Source organism: Aquimarina latercula DSM 2041, from assembly GCF_000430645.1.
GTDB lineage: Bacteria > Bacteroidota > Bacteroidia > Flavobacteriales > Flavobacteriaceae > Aquimarina > Aquimarina latercula.
This window is the reverse complement of the sequence record NZ_KE387185.1, coordinates 408,463-425,600: the sequence shown is the minus strand read 5'-3', so window position 1 is coordinate 425,600 and position 17,138 is coordinate 408,463. Positions and strand designations below refer to the sequence as shown.

General features: G+C 32.2%; 13 protein-coding genes. All 13 read right to left on the bottom strand.

The window, feature by feature from the left end; all coding sequences use genetic code 11:
• Positions 1–8 precede the first annotated feature (8 nt).
• Positions 9–1,031 (bottom strand): aldose epimerase family protein, encoded by a 1,023-nt coding sequence (locus tag H526_RS0119765; protein WP_081415661.1) that lies wholly within the window; start codon positions 1,029–1,031, stop codon positions 9–11.
• A gap of 42 nt (positions 1,032–1,073) precedes the next feature.
• Positions 1,074–2,399, bottom strand: a complete 1,326-nt coding sequence (gene xylA, locus H526_RS0119760; RefSeq protein WP_027394604.1) for a xylose isomerase — start codon at positions 2,397–2,399, stop codon at positions 1,074–1,076.
• Positions 2,396–3,889, bottom strand: a complete 1,494-nt coding sequence (locus tag H526_RS0119755; RefSeq protein WP_027394603.1) for a xylulokinase — start codon at positions 3,887–3,889, stop codon at positions 2,396–2,398. Before H526_RS0119755 ends, xylA begins: the two co-directional genes overlap by 4 nt.
• A gap of 230 nt (positions 3,890–4,119) precedes the next feature.
• The gene (locus H526_RS31130; RefSeq protein ID WP_027394602.1) at positions 4,120–4,677 is read right to left on the bottom strand and encodes a DUF6985 domain-containing protein; all 558 of its coding nucleotides are present in this window, start codon (positions 4,675–4,677) and stop codon (positions 4,120–4,122) included.
• Between the two features lie 130 nt (positions 4,678–4,807).
• Complete coding sequence (locus H526_RS0119745; protein ID WP_027394601.1) at positions 4,808–5,110, bottom strand: hypothetical protein; 303 nt, start codon at positions 5,108–5,110, stop codon at positions 4,808–4,810.
• Between the two features lie 39 nt (positions 5,111–5,149).
• Positions 5,150–5,881: a hypothetical protein gene (locus tag H526_RS0119740; RefSeq protein ID WP_027394600.1), complete on the bottom strand. Its 732-nt coding sequence runs from the start codon at positions 5,879–5,881 to the stop codon at positions 5,150–5,152.
• Positions 5,882–6,057: 176 nt separating this feature from the next.
• Entirely contained in the window at positions 6,058–7,701 is a 1,644-nt protein-coding gene (locus H526_RS31125) for a helix-turn-helix domain-containing protein (protein WP_027394599.1), read from the bottom strand.
• Positions 7,702–8,611: 910 nt separating this feature from the next.
• Positions 8,612–9,184 carry a hypothetical protein gene (locus H526_RS0119730; RefSeq protein WP_027394598.1) on the bottom strand — a complete coding sequence of 191 codons (573 nt, stop codon included), beginning with the start codon at positions 9,182–9,184 and terminating at the stop codon, positions 8,612–8,614.
• Between the two features lie 11 nt (positions 9,185–9,195).
• A complete protein-coding gene (locus H526_RS0119725) occupies positions 9,196–11,589 on the bottom strand; it encodes a TonB-dependent receptor (protein ID WP_027394597.1) in 2,394 nt (797 codons plus the stop codon).
• 74 nt (positions 11,590–11,663) lie between these two features.
• Entirely contained in the window at positions 11,664–11,951 is a 288-nt protein-coding gene (locus H526_RS0119720; protein WP_027394596.1) for a hypothetical protein, read from the bottom strand.
• Positions 11,952–12,008: 57 nt separating this feature from the next.
• The gene (locus tag H526_RS0119715; protein WP_027394595.1) at positions 12,009–12,857 is read right to left on the bottom strand and encodes a dienelactone hydrolase family protein; all 849 of its coding nucleotides are present in this window, start codon (positions 12,855–12,857) and stop codon (positions 12,009–12,011) included.
• A gap of 2 nt (positions 12,858–12,859) precedes the next feature.
• The gene (locus H526_RS0119710) at positions 12,860–15,595 is read right to left on the bottom strand and encodes a PD-(D/E)XK nuclease family protein (RefSeq protein ID WP_027394594.1); all 2,736 of its coding nucleotides are present in this window, start codon (positions 15,593–15,595) and stop codon (positions 12,860–12,862) included.
• Between the two features lie 71 nt (positions 15,596–15,666).
• Complete coding sequence (locus tag H526_RS0119705) at positions 15,667–17,061, bottom strand: OmpA family protein (protein WP_027394593.1); 1,395 nt, start codon at positions 17,059–17,061, stop codon at positions 15,667–15,669.
• Between the last annotated feature and the right edge of the window lie 77 nt (positions 17,062–17,138).

Here is a 17,138-nt window from a genome sequence, read left to right as displayed (position 1 = left end):
CGTTTTCTTTAAACAACAGAAAACTTAAAAACACTTTTATTCTCATAGTGTTTCCCCGCTTTTAGCAACGAAGAGGGAAAGTGTTTATGATTAGGTGCATCAGGATAATTCTGAGTTTCGAAACAAATAGCAGGAAAACGATCATATTTTACCTGATCTTTAAAATTCCAATCCGGAAAATTTTCTGGTGTAAAAATTACAACAGCTGGTTGGTTTGTCTTTACTTCCATTTTTAAACCACTTACTGAGGACTCTAAGCTGATTCTATTATGGCTACTTTTGTTCATATTAAAAATAAAAGTATCATCGATATGACCTGAATTTATTAATCTTCGCAAAGAGGTTGAAGTTAAGAAATCGAATTTGGTTCCTGTTACAGATTTTGTTTTTCCAGTTGGTAATTGTTTCGTATCAACTTCTAAATATTCGGGGCAATCTAATAATAATGTATGATCTAAAATCCCTCCGGAACCATTGAGGTTAAAATACGCATGGTTGGTAAGATTTACTACAGTATCAAGATCAGAAACAGCTTTATAAGTGATAGTTAAATCATTATCTTCTGACAAATGATATATTGCTTTCACCTCTAAATTCCCTGGATATCCTTCTTCCAAATGCCTACTGTTATAAGAAAAGATAGCCATATTGGTATTGTGATTAATTGAATCTACTTTCCAAAACTTTTTATCAAAGCCTTCACGTCCACCATGTAAATGAACTCCATTATTTTGATGTATTTCGTATTTATAGCCGTTAATCTCAAAATCTCCATTACTAATTCTACCTGCATATCTTCCTATTGAGGCTCCCAAAAACTTAGCACTTGGGTGATACGATACTTCTTTATATTCATCTACAGTCTCTAGCCCCAAAACTACATTAACCAATTGATTTTCTTTATTAGGAATCTCTAAGCTTACAATTGATGCTCCATAATTAGTGAGTTTTAATCTAGCTCCATTGGTATTTTGCAATGTAATAGCAACACAAATTGTATCCTTTGCGACATCCCCAGTTTTTTGAGTCATAATAATTTATGGTATTATAGTTTTAAGGCTACTATAAACTGACTAAATATACTGATTAATAATGTTTTCGAACAATTCCTGTTTACCACTTTGCAAAGAAAGTTCACCATTCTTAATAGCTATTTCATATAAGTCTTTTAATTGCAATGCTCCACTTTCAAATTCTTTACCTTTTCCTGTATCAAATGAATTATAACGTTGCTGTCTTAATTTTTCATAGGAAGACGAAGTAATAATCTTGTCTGCTGTAATTAGAGCTCTGGCAAAAACATCTGCTCCCCCAATATGCGCTAAAAACACATCTTCCATATCTGTAGAATTTCGTCTTATTTTTGCATCAAAGTTAACGCCTCCACCTTGAAGTCCTCCTGCCTTTAAGAACACCAACATAGCTTCTGTAGTTTCTAAAATACTATTAGGAAACTGATCAGTATCCCATCCATTTTGATAATCACCTCTATTAGCATCTATACTACCTAACATACCTGCACTTGCCGCTACTTCTAATTCGTGCTGAAAGGTATGCTGTGCCAACGTAGCATGATTTACTTCTATATTAATCTTGAAATCTTTGTCCAGTCCGTGTTCTTTTAAAAATCCAATTGATGTCGCTGTATCAAAATCATATTGATGTTTTGTTGGTTCCATTGGTTTTGGCTCAATAAAAAATGTTCCTTTAAAACCTTGTGCTCTAGCATAATCTCTTGATATTGTTAAAAACCGTGCCAAATGTTCTAATTCTCTCTTCATATCTGTATTAAGCAAAGACATATAGCCTTCTCTACCACCCCAAAAAACATAGTTTTCCCCGTCTAATGCTATTGTGGCATCTAAAGCTAATTTAACCTGAGCTCCAGCTCTAGCCAGTACATTAAAATCAGGATTTGTGGCAGCTCCATTCATGTATCTTGGGTTCGAAAAACAATTAGCTGTACCCCATAATAATTTGATACCTGATTCTTTCTTTTTTTCTTTTATATACTCTGTGATTGTAGCCAATCTTTTTTCTGACTCAGCAAATGTTGGAGCTTCTTGTACCAAATCAAAATCATGAAAACAAAAATAATCAAACCCCATCTTACTAATAAACTCAAATGCTGCATCTGCTTTATCTTTTGCTGCCTGAATAGGGTCTGACGACTTATCCCAAGAAAAATTCTGAGTTCCCCAACCAAATGGATCAGCACCTTGACCACAGAAAGTATGCCAATACGCAATAGCAAATTTAAAATGCTCTCTTAACGTTTTTCCTGCTACAATCCTTTCTGGATCATAATATTTAAATGCTAATGGATTGTCAGATTCTTTTCCTTCAAATTTAATTTCATCAATCCCTTTAAAGTATTCTTGGTTTCCTAGTACAATCATTTTTTATCTATTAAAATTCTATTAAGTTCTTTTTTCCAATTCTGATATGCCAACTGATAATCCTCTTTGTTCTGAAGAGGATGATAGGTCATTACTTTATCATTTTTAGTAATCATACCTCCAATATCATCGAATGTTCCTTTTGCCCATCCTGCTGCTCTTGCAGCGCCAACTGCGCCAGTGGTGTTATAAATTTCAATTTCTTGGTCGATTAAAGTAGAAACCGTATTAGAAAATATTTCTGACCTGAATAAATTATCATTTCCAGCTCGTATTACTTCTATTTTGGCACCATCTTTTCTTAAAATCTCCATCCCATAAACAAAAGAAAATGCTATTCCTTCTAAAGCCGCCCTGCATATATGGGATCTCGTATGTTTATTTAAATTGATATTACAGATCTGGGTTCCTATTGTTTTATTATCGAACATTCTTTCTGCTCCATTACCAAAAGGTATTAACTGCAGATTATCTGACCCAACGGGTATTTTTGAAGCAAGTGAATTCATAGTTTGATATGAGCTTGTCTCCAGATTAAGGTTGTTTTTTAACCATCTATATTGGATACCTGCTCCATTCACACACAACAATTTACCGATTACAGGTTTTTGTTCACTGTAATTGACGTGAGCAAAATTATTATACTTTACAGGTTCTTTACCTGATAAATTATCGGTTACAGCATAAATTACTCCAGATGTACCACCGGTAAGCGCCACTTCTCCTGTATTAAAAACATTAAGAGATAGTGCATTATTAGGTTGGTCACCTGCTCTATAAAAAATGGGGGTTCCTACTTTCAAACCACTTTCTTCTGCTCCTTTACTACTAAGTTCTCCTTGATTAGAAAATGTATCAACAATATCCGGAATAAGACTTGTATCAATATCATAATATTCTAACAACCATTTAGCGGGTTCTTGTTTTTTGTAATCCCATAAAATTCCTTCAGAAAGTCCAGATTTTGTAGTGTTAATTTGATCAGTAAACCTATATGCTATATAATCTCCTGGTAGCATAAATTTATACGCTTTTTTATAAATATCCGGTTCATTATCTCGTACCCATTTTAGTTTGGATGCAGTAAAATTTGCTGGAGAATTAAGGAGGTTTTCTTTACATTTTTCTTCTCCTAATTCTTTAAAAGCTTTATTTCCGATTTGAACCGCTCTGCTATCACACCAAATAATAGAATTTCGTAATAGTTCGCCATTAGCATCAATCAAAACAAGTCCATGCATCTGATAAGATATACCTATTCCTAGAACTAATTCTGAAGCAACTGCATTTTCCTTTAATAACCGTTTACAAGCTTTACAAACATTATCCCACCAAAAATCAGGATTTTGTTCTGCCCAATCACTATTTACTGAGATAATGTCCATCTCATTTTTTGGTTCATTTATTGAGGCTATACTTTTACCGTTATCTGCATCAATCAATGCAGCTTTAACCGATGAACTTCCTATATCGAATCCTATATAATACATGTTGCATTTTCGTTATTGGATATAAAAATCTAAAATCTATGTTGATTAGAATGGATAAATTATGGATATAAACGAAAACTTGTAGTTAAATTTTCGTAAAAACAATAAATAGAACAACAATTACCTTTGTAATAAAAGAACTAATTAACACAGGTATATTCCAAAAAAGTTCTGGCTGCTATTTTTCAAGGATTAAGCCAGAAAGCTTAATATATTAGGGTATAAAACTTCTAAAATAAATCCCCGTCTTGATCACTAACTCTAATTAGCTCGTTTCCTTCTTTTAATACAAATTGTAAACCATGTTCTTCTTGCCATAGACAATTACACAAGATTTGAACGTAAATGTTTTCATTTCTCTCATGTCGATCTTTGGTAATAATAATTTCTATTGGTGTTATATGATCCCAAACTTTATTAGGCTCTGTAAGATCTAAAAGTGGTAACATTCGTTTCAATGCACTAATCATCCATCCTGGTTTATTAGATGCCATTTGATAGGTTTCTATTGTATCCAGATAACCTACGGCATCATTAAATGTTATCCAATCATCAAATGCTTTTTTAGTCGCTTCTATTTTAACAGATTCATCAATATTCATAAAATTGAAAAGAACTTGGTCTACTCTAATTGGATCCATTTCCGAGACCTCGGTAAAATCCAATCGATATAATACTTCTTTTTGATCAAAGAAAGGAGTTGCAATTGGTTGTGTAGTTATCCAATCGTTTTCTAAAGGCCAATTACCAATATCCTGCTTTAATATTCCTAATGTTTTCAATTTCATGAGATCTAAATTAATTACATATTGTTTACCTCAAATCTAAATACCTTTCTTTTACTTCTAAAGATCTTTTATTACACATTTTATTCAATGTTATCCTATAAATATTAGTTCTTACAATCTTTAAACGGATTTACCGAACAGATATTAATCCACAGTTATTACAATAAAAAAGCTGATAAAAAAATACAATGCCTAAAACAGAAAGACCTGTTACGATACCAAAGCGCTTTAATGCCGAAATTTTAGAAAGAAACATAACACTGCCAAATGATATTGTAATAATCATACAAATTATAAAACCTCCTCCAAGTATTATACCTTCAAAAAAACCACTCAAACCATCCGCTCCGTGATATGCAAAAAATGCATTATAGATAAACAAACCTAGCAATAGCAAAGTAAAGACCAAAAAAACATAAAATGGAACTTTCATAAGTTAATCTATTTCACTTTACAAGTTAACATCTTATTACTAATTAGCAGAAATTTTATAATTTCTAATTTCATCTTGAATCATTTGAGATTTGAATTTCATTTTTTTATCTGGTGACACAATCTTTATTTCACGATCTCCTATAACTCCAAACTTACCTTCGAAAATTATGAATTCAAAATTCGTATAATCAGTATCTAAAGTGTTAACGGTAACCGTTCCTAAGTCAAAGCTTATTCTATAACTAACAATACTATCTGCTGGGTTCACATCTATTATTTTTATCCAACCATAACTTTTTTCGGGCAAATCCGAATCAGATACTGGCTGAATCAGCAAACCATAGTATTTATCTTCTATTTTAGGTAAACTCGTAAATTCAATACAATCATTCTCAAGTTCAATTGCATTTATATTATATATATATAAAATAATTACACTGATTGATATCGCTGTTACTACTGATAAAAATCGCATAGTCTTCCCATAATTGGAGTATTTCTTTTCAGCACCAGGAACCGGATAGTCTATCGCATACTGTCTGGCACTTTGCTTCATTTCATATGTCCAATCCTCTTCAGGCAAGTCTATACCATTGGACGCAAAGTAAAAAACTACTAAAGGCTTCTTTTTAACATTCACAGATATCTTAGAAGATACAATTCGTTTATATAATTGCACTTTTATCAACTCTCTTACTTGGTTATATGGAGAGACAAACTTACTTTCAAAACTTTTATATAGTTCTATATTCTCTTTCCTTCCTAACATTAGGGTATTCTTCTTTTTTAACCTGATCAAAATGCATACTTTTAATCACATCATTATGCTAAGTCAATTTTAAAAAGAAATACTGTAAAAATGGTTCCATTTTATAATTTGAAACCTGTATATGTTAGGCTTGCTTTAACGAACAAAGAAAGAATAACCGGATAACCTCCTAAATCTTAATCCAACGTAGCGTGTGTGTTTTGATACTCAGAAGGTGTTGATCCAACAAGATTTTTAAAAACTCGATTAAATGAAGTTTTACTAGAAAACCCTGCCTCATACCCAATAGATAAAATTTTATACTGTTTATATTTAGGGTTTTTCATCAGTGACTTTGCTTCACTTACTCTATATAAATTAATAAAGCTATTGAAATTTCGAAGAAAGCATACATTTAACACCTCAGAAAAAAGATGAACACTCATAGACAAATCACTTGCAATATCAGATTGTTTAATTTCATGATTTAAATATGGTTTTTTAGTATCCATATAATCCAAAATTTGTTGCATATATAATTTTCTATCTTCTAAATTAAGTGAAGAATTCTGGTAGGAGGTAGTGTTGGTGTCTTTTTCTTTTTTCGTGTTTTTAGCAATCCTTTTTAGCTTCACCTGTAACGCTTCGTTCTCATTCGTCAAAAGTTCTTTATCTGCCTTTAGTCTCAGAGATTCGAAAATAAGTTTCTTTCTTCTTTTTTTATATATAATAAAAGAGCCTATCAACAGAATAACTAATAAAGATCCTAAAAACAAATACAGCTGCTTTTCTTTAGCAAGGAATTCTAATTCTTCTGTCTGTTCAGTTAATAGCTCAGTCTTTTCTTCTGATTCTAGTTCTAATTGTTTTTTCTGTGCTCTAGAAAGTGTATTGAGATATTCTTCATTAGCTTCTGTATAATACTTCTGCTCTTCCAAAGATTTTTCAAAATCTCCTTTCACTTCATATACTTTAGCAAGTAATTTATGGCTGTCCCTTCGTATTTTAAAAAAATTTCCTGCTATAGAAAGGTCTCTTGCTTCTACTAAATATGGAAAAGCTTCTAATGGCTCATTATCACGAACCAAAGCATCCCCAATTAGTATCAGAGCATTAGCCTTTTGCTTCTTAGAATCTTCTTCGGTTATAGCGGATAATACCTCTTTACAATAAAAAACTACCTTATCATATTCTTGGAGCGCCAAAAAGTTATCACTCAAATTTAAAAGAATACTTATAATTGAGCTCTTTCGATTTAATTTTACTGCCAGATCTTTTGCCCTTAGGCTATATTCTACTGATTGGCAATATTCTTTTTTACTAGAACTAGCGTTTCCTAAGGCATTATAGGCGGTCAATAAATATACATCAGACTGATCGATTGTTGAAGCAATAGCAATCACTCGATTCATTGTCTCAATCGTCTTATCGTACTCATTTATTTTGTTATATAAATTACCTAAATTCGCTAAAACTGTAAGTTCGGCTCTTTTATTTTGTGGAAGTTTACTTAGGTTATCCAAGACCATTAAGTATTTTTCGATCGCTTTATCTAACTGCTCTACATTGCTATAATATATTCCCAAATTAACTAATGCTTGATTCCTTAAATCATCTAATTCGTGGGTGTCAGCAATTTTTAAAATAGCCTCACAGTATTCCTTATAAGTTTCAAAATCTCCTTTTTGATGGGCTTTTACAGATAACTGTTGATATTTAGCAATACTATCTACAGATAAACTGAACTGAACTTCCTTAATAGTAGCAATTGTATCCAATTCATTTTGAGCAAATAAAGAAAGTGGTACTAAAAAAAGTGTGAGATAAAAAAGGATACGCATTTATTAAGAATCAAATAGTGATAAACTGAGGTTCTAAACAAATGTAGGGTGAATATATGTTTTTAGGAAATAATTTGAAGTAGTGCACTTCTTTCTGTCAATCCAACAACCTAAATTATATAGACTTGAACATATACCTAAAAAAACAACCCTCAGGCTAACTACTTCCTGAGGGTCTGAATTGAAACTAAATTATAATATTTAACACAAACTCAACTTATACATAATTATGATTGTTTCAATTTTGCTGTTTTTTGGTTAGGTTTTTACGCCGCGAATATAAGCTCTAATCTTCAAATTTCATTACGAATTTTGAGTGGTAATACATATTTAACGATGTCATAATATCTCATTAAAATCTTTGAGATTAAACCACTAAAAATCAACCTTTACTATATATTAGTGTCTTTTCTCACTAATTTGTTACCATATTATTAGCTATTTTTAATCTTAAAGCGAATATTTTAATAAATATTTGACAAGAATTAATCAAAGTTCGTACCGAACTTAATATTTTATGGTTAAAATTTTGAGACAAAAAATATCTTTGGAATTAACCTCGAGAGTCCATTGAGCTTTTATTATCTTTTTTTGTATTATTACAACAATAAAAAATCAAAGAGTGTTAAGCCAAATAAGAGCATAAAATAACCCTTGGAATAAAATACTCCAAGGGTCTAAATTGAAACAAATCTGTACTAATAATAAAATACACAAACTCAACTTATTATTATACTATGATTTATGGCTGCTTCAATTATGATATATTTTATGTAATACTATAATGTATTTCTTTTGCTGGCAATCAAAATACAGGGCTCTTGAGGTAACTACTTCTCAAGAGCCTTGTCTTGAAAAAACGTTTGTTTTATAAAAACAAACTCAACTTACTTTTATACTTCTTATAGTTTTACTCGATAGTTAAATCAAATGACTGTGCGATATCTGTATCTCCACCAGCATCAGCTAAAGTTCCATCATTAGGCTTTGTAGGCTCATGACGTAGAGTAACAGTGAAACTTCCTGTACTAGCATCTGTTGTTGTTAGATCAAAAGTAATCCCAACTGGGTTAGTTCCAGTATTAGGAGGATAATCTGCTTCTGTATCTGTGTACATTGCAGTTGCGTTTAAAGTACCCGCTGCTTCATAAAAAAATTGGTGCTCATCAGCTTCTTCTTCAATTTCTTCATTTACATTTTCTGCTGGTGTTTCACTTTCATTAAGTAATTCTACCTCTCCAGCATACGTTGTATTAGCTGATAATGGTCCAGATACTGTAATCACAGGCGCATTAGGGCCATCAGGTCCATCCAAGTCACGAGATACTAAAGTAACTACATCTGTTCCATTAGTTAGGGTAACAGTCATTGTAGTTATAACTTCTTCTTCATTTACTACTACAGGGTTATCATCATCGTCAGAACAAGAATACATTAATACACTTGCAATTGCTAACATTGATAAAAATTTACGTGTGTTCATCATTTTAAAATTTAATAGTTAAAAGTTAATCTTAATAAAAAGTTTCGTCCCACTTCATCTGCAAAATAGCGTTGACGGTTCAGATAATTTCTATATTTTTTATTTGTAATATTATTAACGGTCATCCCAATATTCAACTCATTTTGTTTAAAAAAAGGAACCGAAATATCTGCATTCATATGTAAAAGATGATAATCACCAGGTGGTGTATTAATATCTAAAAGAACGTCTTCTTGTTCTTGAGGCGAAAAAACAATGATATTATCAGGAAATTCATTTTGTCTAAAAGTATAATCGCTTTCAAGACTCATCACTAAGCCCATCCAATCATCTTTTTGAAAAACAATACTATTGCTAAAATTAGCTGCAGGAATATTGATAAGAGGTATTTCAGTCTCAGTATCTTTTCCTTTAACCAATGAGAATCTATGATTAGTTTGCCAATTGGCAAACCATTTCTTAGTAAGTTTAGCATCGACACCTAATAATCTCGCATTAGTTTGTCGATATTCCCAAACTGGGAATGCTCCTCTTATAGAAAGTTCAACATCCGTAGGCTCTAATAGTATGTAATCATTAATAAAGTTAGCATATGGCGCTATTTCCCAACTCAAATTATCATCATTTTTCTGAAAAGAAAATGAAACTTTATGGGATGTTTCTTGATCAATCCTTAGATCTCCAAGTTCGATTCTAGATGCTGAATGGTGTAACCCATCACTAAATAATTCTGAAGGGTTTGGCGCTCTCTGAGCTAATGCATAATTACCTCTTAATTCGTAACTATCTCCGAAAACATAATTAAATCCTGTGGTCGCCGAAATACTATGATAATCAAACTTAGGATTTGTAAGCCATTGCGTACCTTCGTCTGCAATAATAAGATCATTAAATTCTTGATCATACCCTCGTTCTTCCCATCTAGTTTTTATATAAAACTTCTTCGCATCAATTTGGTTATAATCATATCGAACACCTGCATCAATTGTTACATTATCATTGATATCATATTTACCAGAAATAAATAATCCTGCATCATATTTCTCGTAATCTGGAATCAATCTTCTTGCTCTTGTACTAGGGTCAGCAAAATTATCCTGGTAGCGCATTACTATTCCAAAATCTAAATTATAATCAAATTTAGCATCTAGAACAAAATCCGAAGTCAGTGTATGTGTTGTAAGTTCCAAATCTAAACTTGGAATTTTTCTTAATTCTTCTGTTTGTCTAATATCAAATTCAAAACGTTGGTTATGTTGGAAATCGTATTGAGTAGTCCATTTACCTAATTTCTCGAATCTCTTAAAGTAACGTAATCTACCTAGATGATGTGTAACATCTTGTTTTGGATTATCGATAGTATATGTGAAATTTTCTATAACAGATGGTTCTCCACTATTAATAGATTCAATAAGGTCATCTGCATTTCCAATATGGGATGCAGCTAGAACTCCTATCTCATTTTGGTAGTATGAATAATAAACGTCCCAACCTTGTGTAAATTTATTATTTCCAAAGGACAAGGATCCGCCTCTTTCAAAAATACCAGTATTAGACAGGATATAATCAGGTGCTTCTACATCACCAAATCTTTTTAAGGTTCCTTGGGCTTTCCAAAACCAACCAGATTCATATCCTTTTATTATTTCGGAAGAAATCGTTCCACCTCGGCCATTAGAAGCTCCTGTAACGACAGTTTTTCCAAACAATGTATCTTTTGCCGGAACCTTGTTAGGTTCCATAACAATGACTCCTCCAATAGCATCTCCACCATAACGTAGTGCTGCTGCTCCTTTAACTACAGTTACGCTACCAGCAGTATTAATATCTACATTAGGTGCATGTTCATCTCCCCACTCCATATCCTGCATACGTACACCGTTGTTCATAATTAATACTCTACTTCCACTTAAACCTTGGATAATTGGTTTTACAATTGTAGAGCCAGTATTGAGAGAAGAAACACCTGTAATCTCTCTTAGTGCATCTCCTAACGCTGCACTACTATATCTTTCAATAACATTTTTGTTAATAGTTTCTTCTTGCGAAGAGGATGTTTTAGTTCTATTATTACCAGAAACCTTTACTTCTAACAATTCGTTTAAATGGTGTTCTAAATAAAAATCTTTATTCGAAATTTCGTTTATATCAATAGTAACGACCTGAGAATTACAATCCTCATGCGATATCGTAAAAGCGTAAGATGTGGCACAAAGCCCTGAAATTTTATACATCCCGTTACTATCTGTTTTAATTGTTGTATTATTAAAAGTAATTGTTGCTCCTTCTAGGGAAACTCCGTCGTGAAAATCAATTACACGACCAGAAAGCGTTTTATTGCAATCCTGAGCGAATATGTGATTAACCGCTAGAAGAAACACAATACATAATATGTTTCGTTTCATTTTAAAAATAAAAAAGGGTCTCTATTGCAAGTTAGGCAATAGTAAATAGGTATCAACACCTGATTGATTAGTATTTAAACTACAGGTGGTGCTTTATTTAGAAAAGAATAATTAGTTTTTCTATCAAAATAGATATCAAAACTATTGATCTGAATACGATCAACTGGAATAGAAACTACATTTGGCGTTTCTAATACACCTATAGGTATAAAATTATCATCCAGATTTTCTGGAGCTAATTGACACATCTCGCAATCTACTTCATTATCATCATGACCTACAATGTGTAAGTCTGATAACTGTATAAAACTGAATAATATCAGTAAAACAGTAGCAATGATATGTCTGTTATTAGACTTCATAATCGCAAATAAACAAAAAAAAATCAAAATCCTTCCAAATTCAATAATTAAAGTGTGTTAAAGTATTCCAAATTCTATAGATTTTTTGGTGATCGTTGATAAATCTTCAGGCATCTTCTCTTGCCTCCAAGGATGTTTTGCTCCGAAAACATGATCCGCTCCAGAAACTAAATACAGTTCGCTATTAGGATTCCAACTATTCAAATCTTCTGCTTCTTTCATACTTACCGTTGGATCTTCTGTACCATGAATAATCAAGTAAGGAACTTTTACATTCTTAGCAGCTTTAGCAATAGTGAGTCTTTCTTTATTTTCGGCAAAAGTGGTATAAAATTGAAAATCATGAGGCATTTTCTGTTTTGTTCTTCCATTTTCCACATAAAACACACCTTCATCCTTCCAAGTCTGAAATGTAGGGCCTTTAGGAAATCTATCTTCATAATCCGACACACCTGCCCAGGTAATAAGCTTAGAGATTCTCGAATCTTCAGATGCTTTAATCGTTGTGATTCCGCCTGCGCGAGAATGTCCTATAAGAACAATATTATTCGGATTTACATATTGTTGATATTCAAAACTCGCAGAAGTAACCTGATCTAAAACACATTTTAAATCATCTAATTCTATTAAGTAGTTATTGGCTCCAAATGCATCTAAATCAGGAAAGTCCATTGGTTGTTCTATTGTACCGCCATTATGAGAAAAATTAAACTTAATAAAGAAAAAGCCAGCTTGTGCAAAAGCATTAGCTACCAAATCCCACGCACCCCAATCCTTAAAACCCTTATATCCATGACAAAAAATAACGATAGGTTGTTTGTCTTTTTTATTGTTATAAAAAACATCCGTTAAAATAGGTTTATTATGTTCCCCCTTAAGTATTATATTCCTTTTTGCCGTAATCATAACTAAACTTCTTTTTCTGTAAATGGAATTTCTAAGGTAGAAATTTCTATAATCAATTTTTTAAGTTGTAATAAATATTCGTCAAATATATCTGAGGTAACCTCATAATCAACTTTCCCTCTTACAGATGTTTTAGTCCCAAATTTCAAAAATCCCTCTTTAAGATTTTTAAAAGAAATAATTCCTGCTTGAAAAGATGACGATAGTGGCTGTTCATTATGCTGCATATACGCATATGCCAGTATTTGTATCACTTTACTATACTTATAATCATTAGTGATCACTTCCCAATCCATTAAAACGACATCACTTTTATTGACCTTACCGGTCTTGTAATCAATAATCCTTAACTCACCGTCTAGTTCGTCAATGCGATCTACTTTTCCTTTTATAAAAACTGGAAAATCAAGTTCAGGTATATTCAATTCAGTTTTTAAATTACTTTCTATCGCTATAATTTTTAACTCCGATCCTGATATCAAAAGTTTTTCTTCTGATTTTAGAAAATTATAAATATACCTTTTTGCCACTTCAAAAATAAGTAAGTTTTTACCTTGGGTAATGTCTAATTTAGAATACTCTTTATGAAAATGATACTTGATTACTTCATCAATCTTAGTAATCATTCTCTGAACATCTGTAATAGATACATACTTATTTTCTAAAGGTTTATATAAATCCTCCAGTGTATTATGAATGACTGTTCCCAGTGTATTAGCAGCTATCGTTTCTTCTACTTGATCACTTTCTTTGATCCCTAATATATATTTATAATAAAAATCAATTGGGTTTCTAATATAAGATGTTAATGCTGAAGGGGATAATCCGTTCAAAGCTAATTCCTTAATTCTATCAATAATGGATATCTCTTTCGAAATAATGATGGGTTCGTGACTTAATTTTGGTATTTCTGAAGAAGCTATATATTTAGACAATTGATGTTTATCAACTTTATCTATTTCGAGCTGATATAAGAATCTACTTTTTTCTCCACCACCAACACCATCATCTTCTGTGTTATAAATAAGATATATCGTCTTAGCTCTCTGAATTAAACGATAAAAGTGATACGTATATATTGCATCCTTTTCTTTATATGTCGGAAGGCTATATGCTCTCTTAAGATCATAAGGTATAAAGGAGTTCATACTTTTTCCTGCAGGAAGAATACCCTCGTTAACGGAAGTAAGTATAACTGTGTCAAAATCCAAACAACGTGATTCTAACATTCCCATCAACTGCAAACCCTTAAAAGGTTCTCCTCTAAAATCTAACGTTTCTGCATTAATTATATCTCTATATAAATAGTATAAAGAAGCTATTGTTGTAACATATTGATAACTGTTACACAAAACTAACAATCTATTAAAAACAACATGAAAATGATATATATACTCTAATTCTAATGGAGATTTTTCTTTGTCTAAACCGTTTTTTAATAATTGAATAATTTTTCTACATTGTTCAATTGCATTTAATGCATTCTTCCAAGGAGCAAATAAAAGCTTAAGTATTTCATTTTTCTTGTCATCAGTTTCATTTTGCAATTTTTCTACGGTAACATAAACCAAATTTTCTTTTGAAATCTTGCTAATTAATTCATTAGCAAAAGAGCCCAATAACCATTGTGCTGGTTGACTATTTAAAATCTCTACCACAGATTTATAATACAACCCTTTGTGGTGAGTTGCTTTATGAAGCGAAAACAACAATTCAAAAAATGAAGATACAGGCACTTCCTTAAGTGGTAATCCCATTGTGATATTTAAAGACTCAATCGTGTCTGGCAATGAATTAAGAACAGGTAATAACAAAGATTCATCTGCCAATACCAATGCCGTTCGTTCTAAATCCTTTGATGGAATAGATTTAAGTATTTGTCCAGCTAATTTAGCTTGTCCAATATTTTTAGGAACACCAATTTGTTTAATATCCTTTGAAGAAGAAAAATTATCCTTTATCCATTTAAATGAATTGTCCTTGTAATACTCCCAATTGTCTTTATAATCTCGTATAAATAATGAAGCTTCGTGATACTTATTCTCTAAAAAGAATGTATCAGCATCCCAATATACCTCCGCAATCTTAGCTTCTAATAATGATTGAAAAATTATTTGCTCAGCATTGTTTAATGCATTAAATCCAACTAAAATATGCTTCTTAGTATTCTTCTCAATATAATCAGTTACATTTTCTGAAGCTTTACGATATAATAAACCTTGATATCCTACTTTCTTATCAAGTAGTTTGGTTTTAAAATTATTATAATATTCAGATAGATTATTCCAAAAGCTAATGTACTTCTGTATCAATTCTGTCTTTTCCTTCTGAAGATACCAATGATTCAGGTCCTGAATTCCCGCTAGATAAGAAAAAAAGCTATCGTTATCAATACAATATCTATCAATTTCATTAAAATCTTGTACCAGCGTCTGAGCCCAACTACTGAAAACTTCTAAACTTTCCTTTTCTAAATGTGCGTGTGTATTTAGATATGTTTCGTAAAAATCAAATAATGTTTGGATTGTATCGATCTGACGTAATCCAGATAATTCGGTAATAAACTCTTCTATGCTATATATTACAGGAGCAAAAAAGGTTTTATCACTATATAACTTAACCAATTCTCTTTTGAGAAAGAGTCCTGCTCTTTTACTAGGAAGAACAAAAATAAGCTCACTTACATCGTGGTTCTTTGCTTGTATTTCTGATATGACTTCTTTTAAAAAACTATCCACCTATTAAAAATAAAAAACGTCCCGAATAATCGGGACGTTTTATCTATGTATATTTATTTAGTGAAAAATAATTACTTCACTAAGTTGATCTCTACACGTCTGTTTTGTGCTCTACCAGCTCTTGTTTTGTTAGAAGCGATTGGTCTATCTTCTCCATATCCAACAGCAGATAACCTAAACTGATCGATTCCATTTTCAGTTAAGAAATTCTTAACAGCGTTAGCTCTAGAATCAGATAATCTTTGGTTAGATTTAGCAGCACCCTGACTATCAGTATGTCCTTCTACAGTAAATTTAGCAGTAGGATATTCTTTAAGAATCTTAATGATATCGTTTAATACTTTAGTAGACTGATCTTTGATAGTTGACTTACCTGAGTCAAATAATACTTGAGCAGCATACTCGTTTAATGTTTTCTGAATTTCTTCAGTTACTTCAGGACAACCATTGTTAGCAACAGTACCAGCAACATCAGGACAGTTATCGTCTTTGTCTAATACTCCGTCACCATCTTTATCTTGGTAAGGACATCCGTTATTAGCAGCAGGACCAGCTTCGTTAGGACAACCGTCTTTAGCGTCAGTGATTCCATCACCATCAGCATCAGGACATCCGTTTAAGTTAGCTAAACCAGCAACTGTAGGACACTCATCTTTAGGATCAGCAATTCCGTCACCGTCAGTATCAGCACATCCGTTAAATTCAGCTGTACCAGCAACATCTGGACAGTCATCTTTAGCATCAGTGATTCCATCACCATCAGTATCAGGACATCCATTAAATTCAGCTAAACCAGGAACGTCGATACACTCGTCGTCTTTATCAAATACACCATCACCATCAGTATCTTTACCTCCGAAAGCGAAAGTAATTCCTGCAGAATGTTGGAAATGAGTTGGAGGATAACCACCAGTCTCATAGTCCTCAAAGACATGCTTGTAAGTAGTTTGAAGATTGAACGCAAGGTTTTCTGTTAACCATAGGTTAAGACCTAAAGAACCATTTAAAGTTCCAGCACCAACTTCATCAACCCAAGTATAACCTCCACCTACACCGAGGTATGGATCAAACCACTTAGATTTTATTGCGTTTTTAAAACTATAACTTATTGTTCCATCCGCTGCGTAATAAGATAAGTCATTAGCGCTAACTTGAGTTCCATCAGCGGTTTCTCCTAATTTATCAATTTTGTTAACTGTACCAGCAACAGTAAAAGTAAATCCGTCTCCTATATATCTACCAACTGATAGTTTAGATACAGATGGAAGAATGTTCCAGTGGTCCGTGGCATTAAAAAACTCGTCAAAGATTTCTCCCTGTACAGGTAAATCTCCTCCAGTAGGAAAAATATCAACAGCATTAACGCCAATCGATATTGCCCAAGGGTTATTTTCATCCTGTGCATTCGCAGTACTAAACCCAAGTACTAATAACGAAGCCACTAAAAATCTGCTAAGATGTTTCATATTCAATAATTTAATTTTTAAGTGTTAATTAGAGCAAATGTAATATGTTAAAAATTACTGTCAAAGACAAAACTAAT

Coding starts and splice junctions, on each gene's coding strand:
- H526_RS31125 (WP_027394599.1), bottom strand. CDS start 7,701: ATGCGTATCCTTTTTTATCTCACACTTTTTTTAGTACCACTTTCTTTA.
- H526_RS0119715 (WP_027394595.1), bottom strand. CDS start 12,857: ATGATTACGGCAAAAAGGAATATAATACTTAAGGGGGAACATAATAAA.
- H526_RS0119730 (WP_027394598.1), bottom strand. CDS start 9,184: ATGAACACACGTAAATTTTTATCAATGTTAGCAATTGCAAGTGTATTA.
- H526_RS0119745 (WP_027394601.1), bottom strand. CDS start 5,110: ATGAAAGTTCCATTTTATGTTTTTTTGGTCTTTACTTTGCTATTGCTA.
- H526_RS0119720 (WP_027394596.1), bottom strand. CDS start 11,951: ATGAAGTCTAATAACAGACATATCATTGCTACTGTTTTACTGATATTA.
- H526_RS0119755 (WP_027394603.1), bottom strand. CDS start 3,889: ATGTATTATATAGGATTCGATATAGGAAGTTCATCGGTTAAAGCTGCA.
- H526_RS0119725 (WP_027394597.1), bottom strand. CDS start 11,589: ATGAAACGAAACATATTATGTATTGTGTTTCTTCTAGCGGTTAATCAC.
- H526_RS0119765 (WP_081415661.1), bottom strand. CDS start 1,031: ATGACTCAAAAAACTGGGGATGTCGCAAAGGATACAATTTGTGTTGCT.
- xylA (WP_027394604.1), bottom strand. CDS start 2,399: ATGATTGTACTAGGAAACCAAGAATACTTTAAAGGGATTGATGAAATT.
- H526_RS0119740 (WP_027394600.1), bottom strand. CDS start 5,881: ATGTTAGGAAGGAAAGAGAATATAGAACTATATAAAAGTTTTGAAAGT.
- H526_RS0119705 (WP_027394593.1), bottom strand. CDS start 17,061: ATGAAACATCTTAGCAGATTTTTAGTGGCTTCGTTATTAGTACTTGGG.
- H526_RS31130 (WP_027394602.1), bottom strand. CDS start 4,677: ATGAAATTGAAAACATTAGGAATATTAAAGCAGGATATTGGTAATTGG.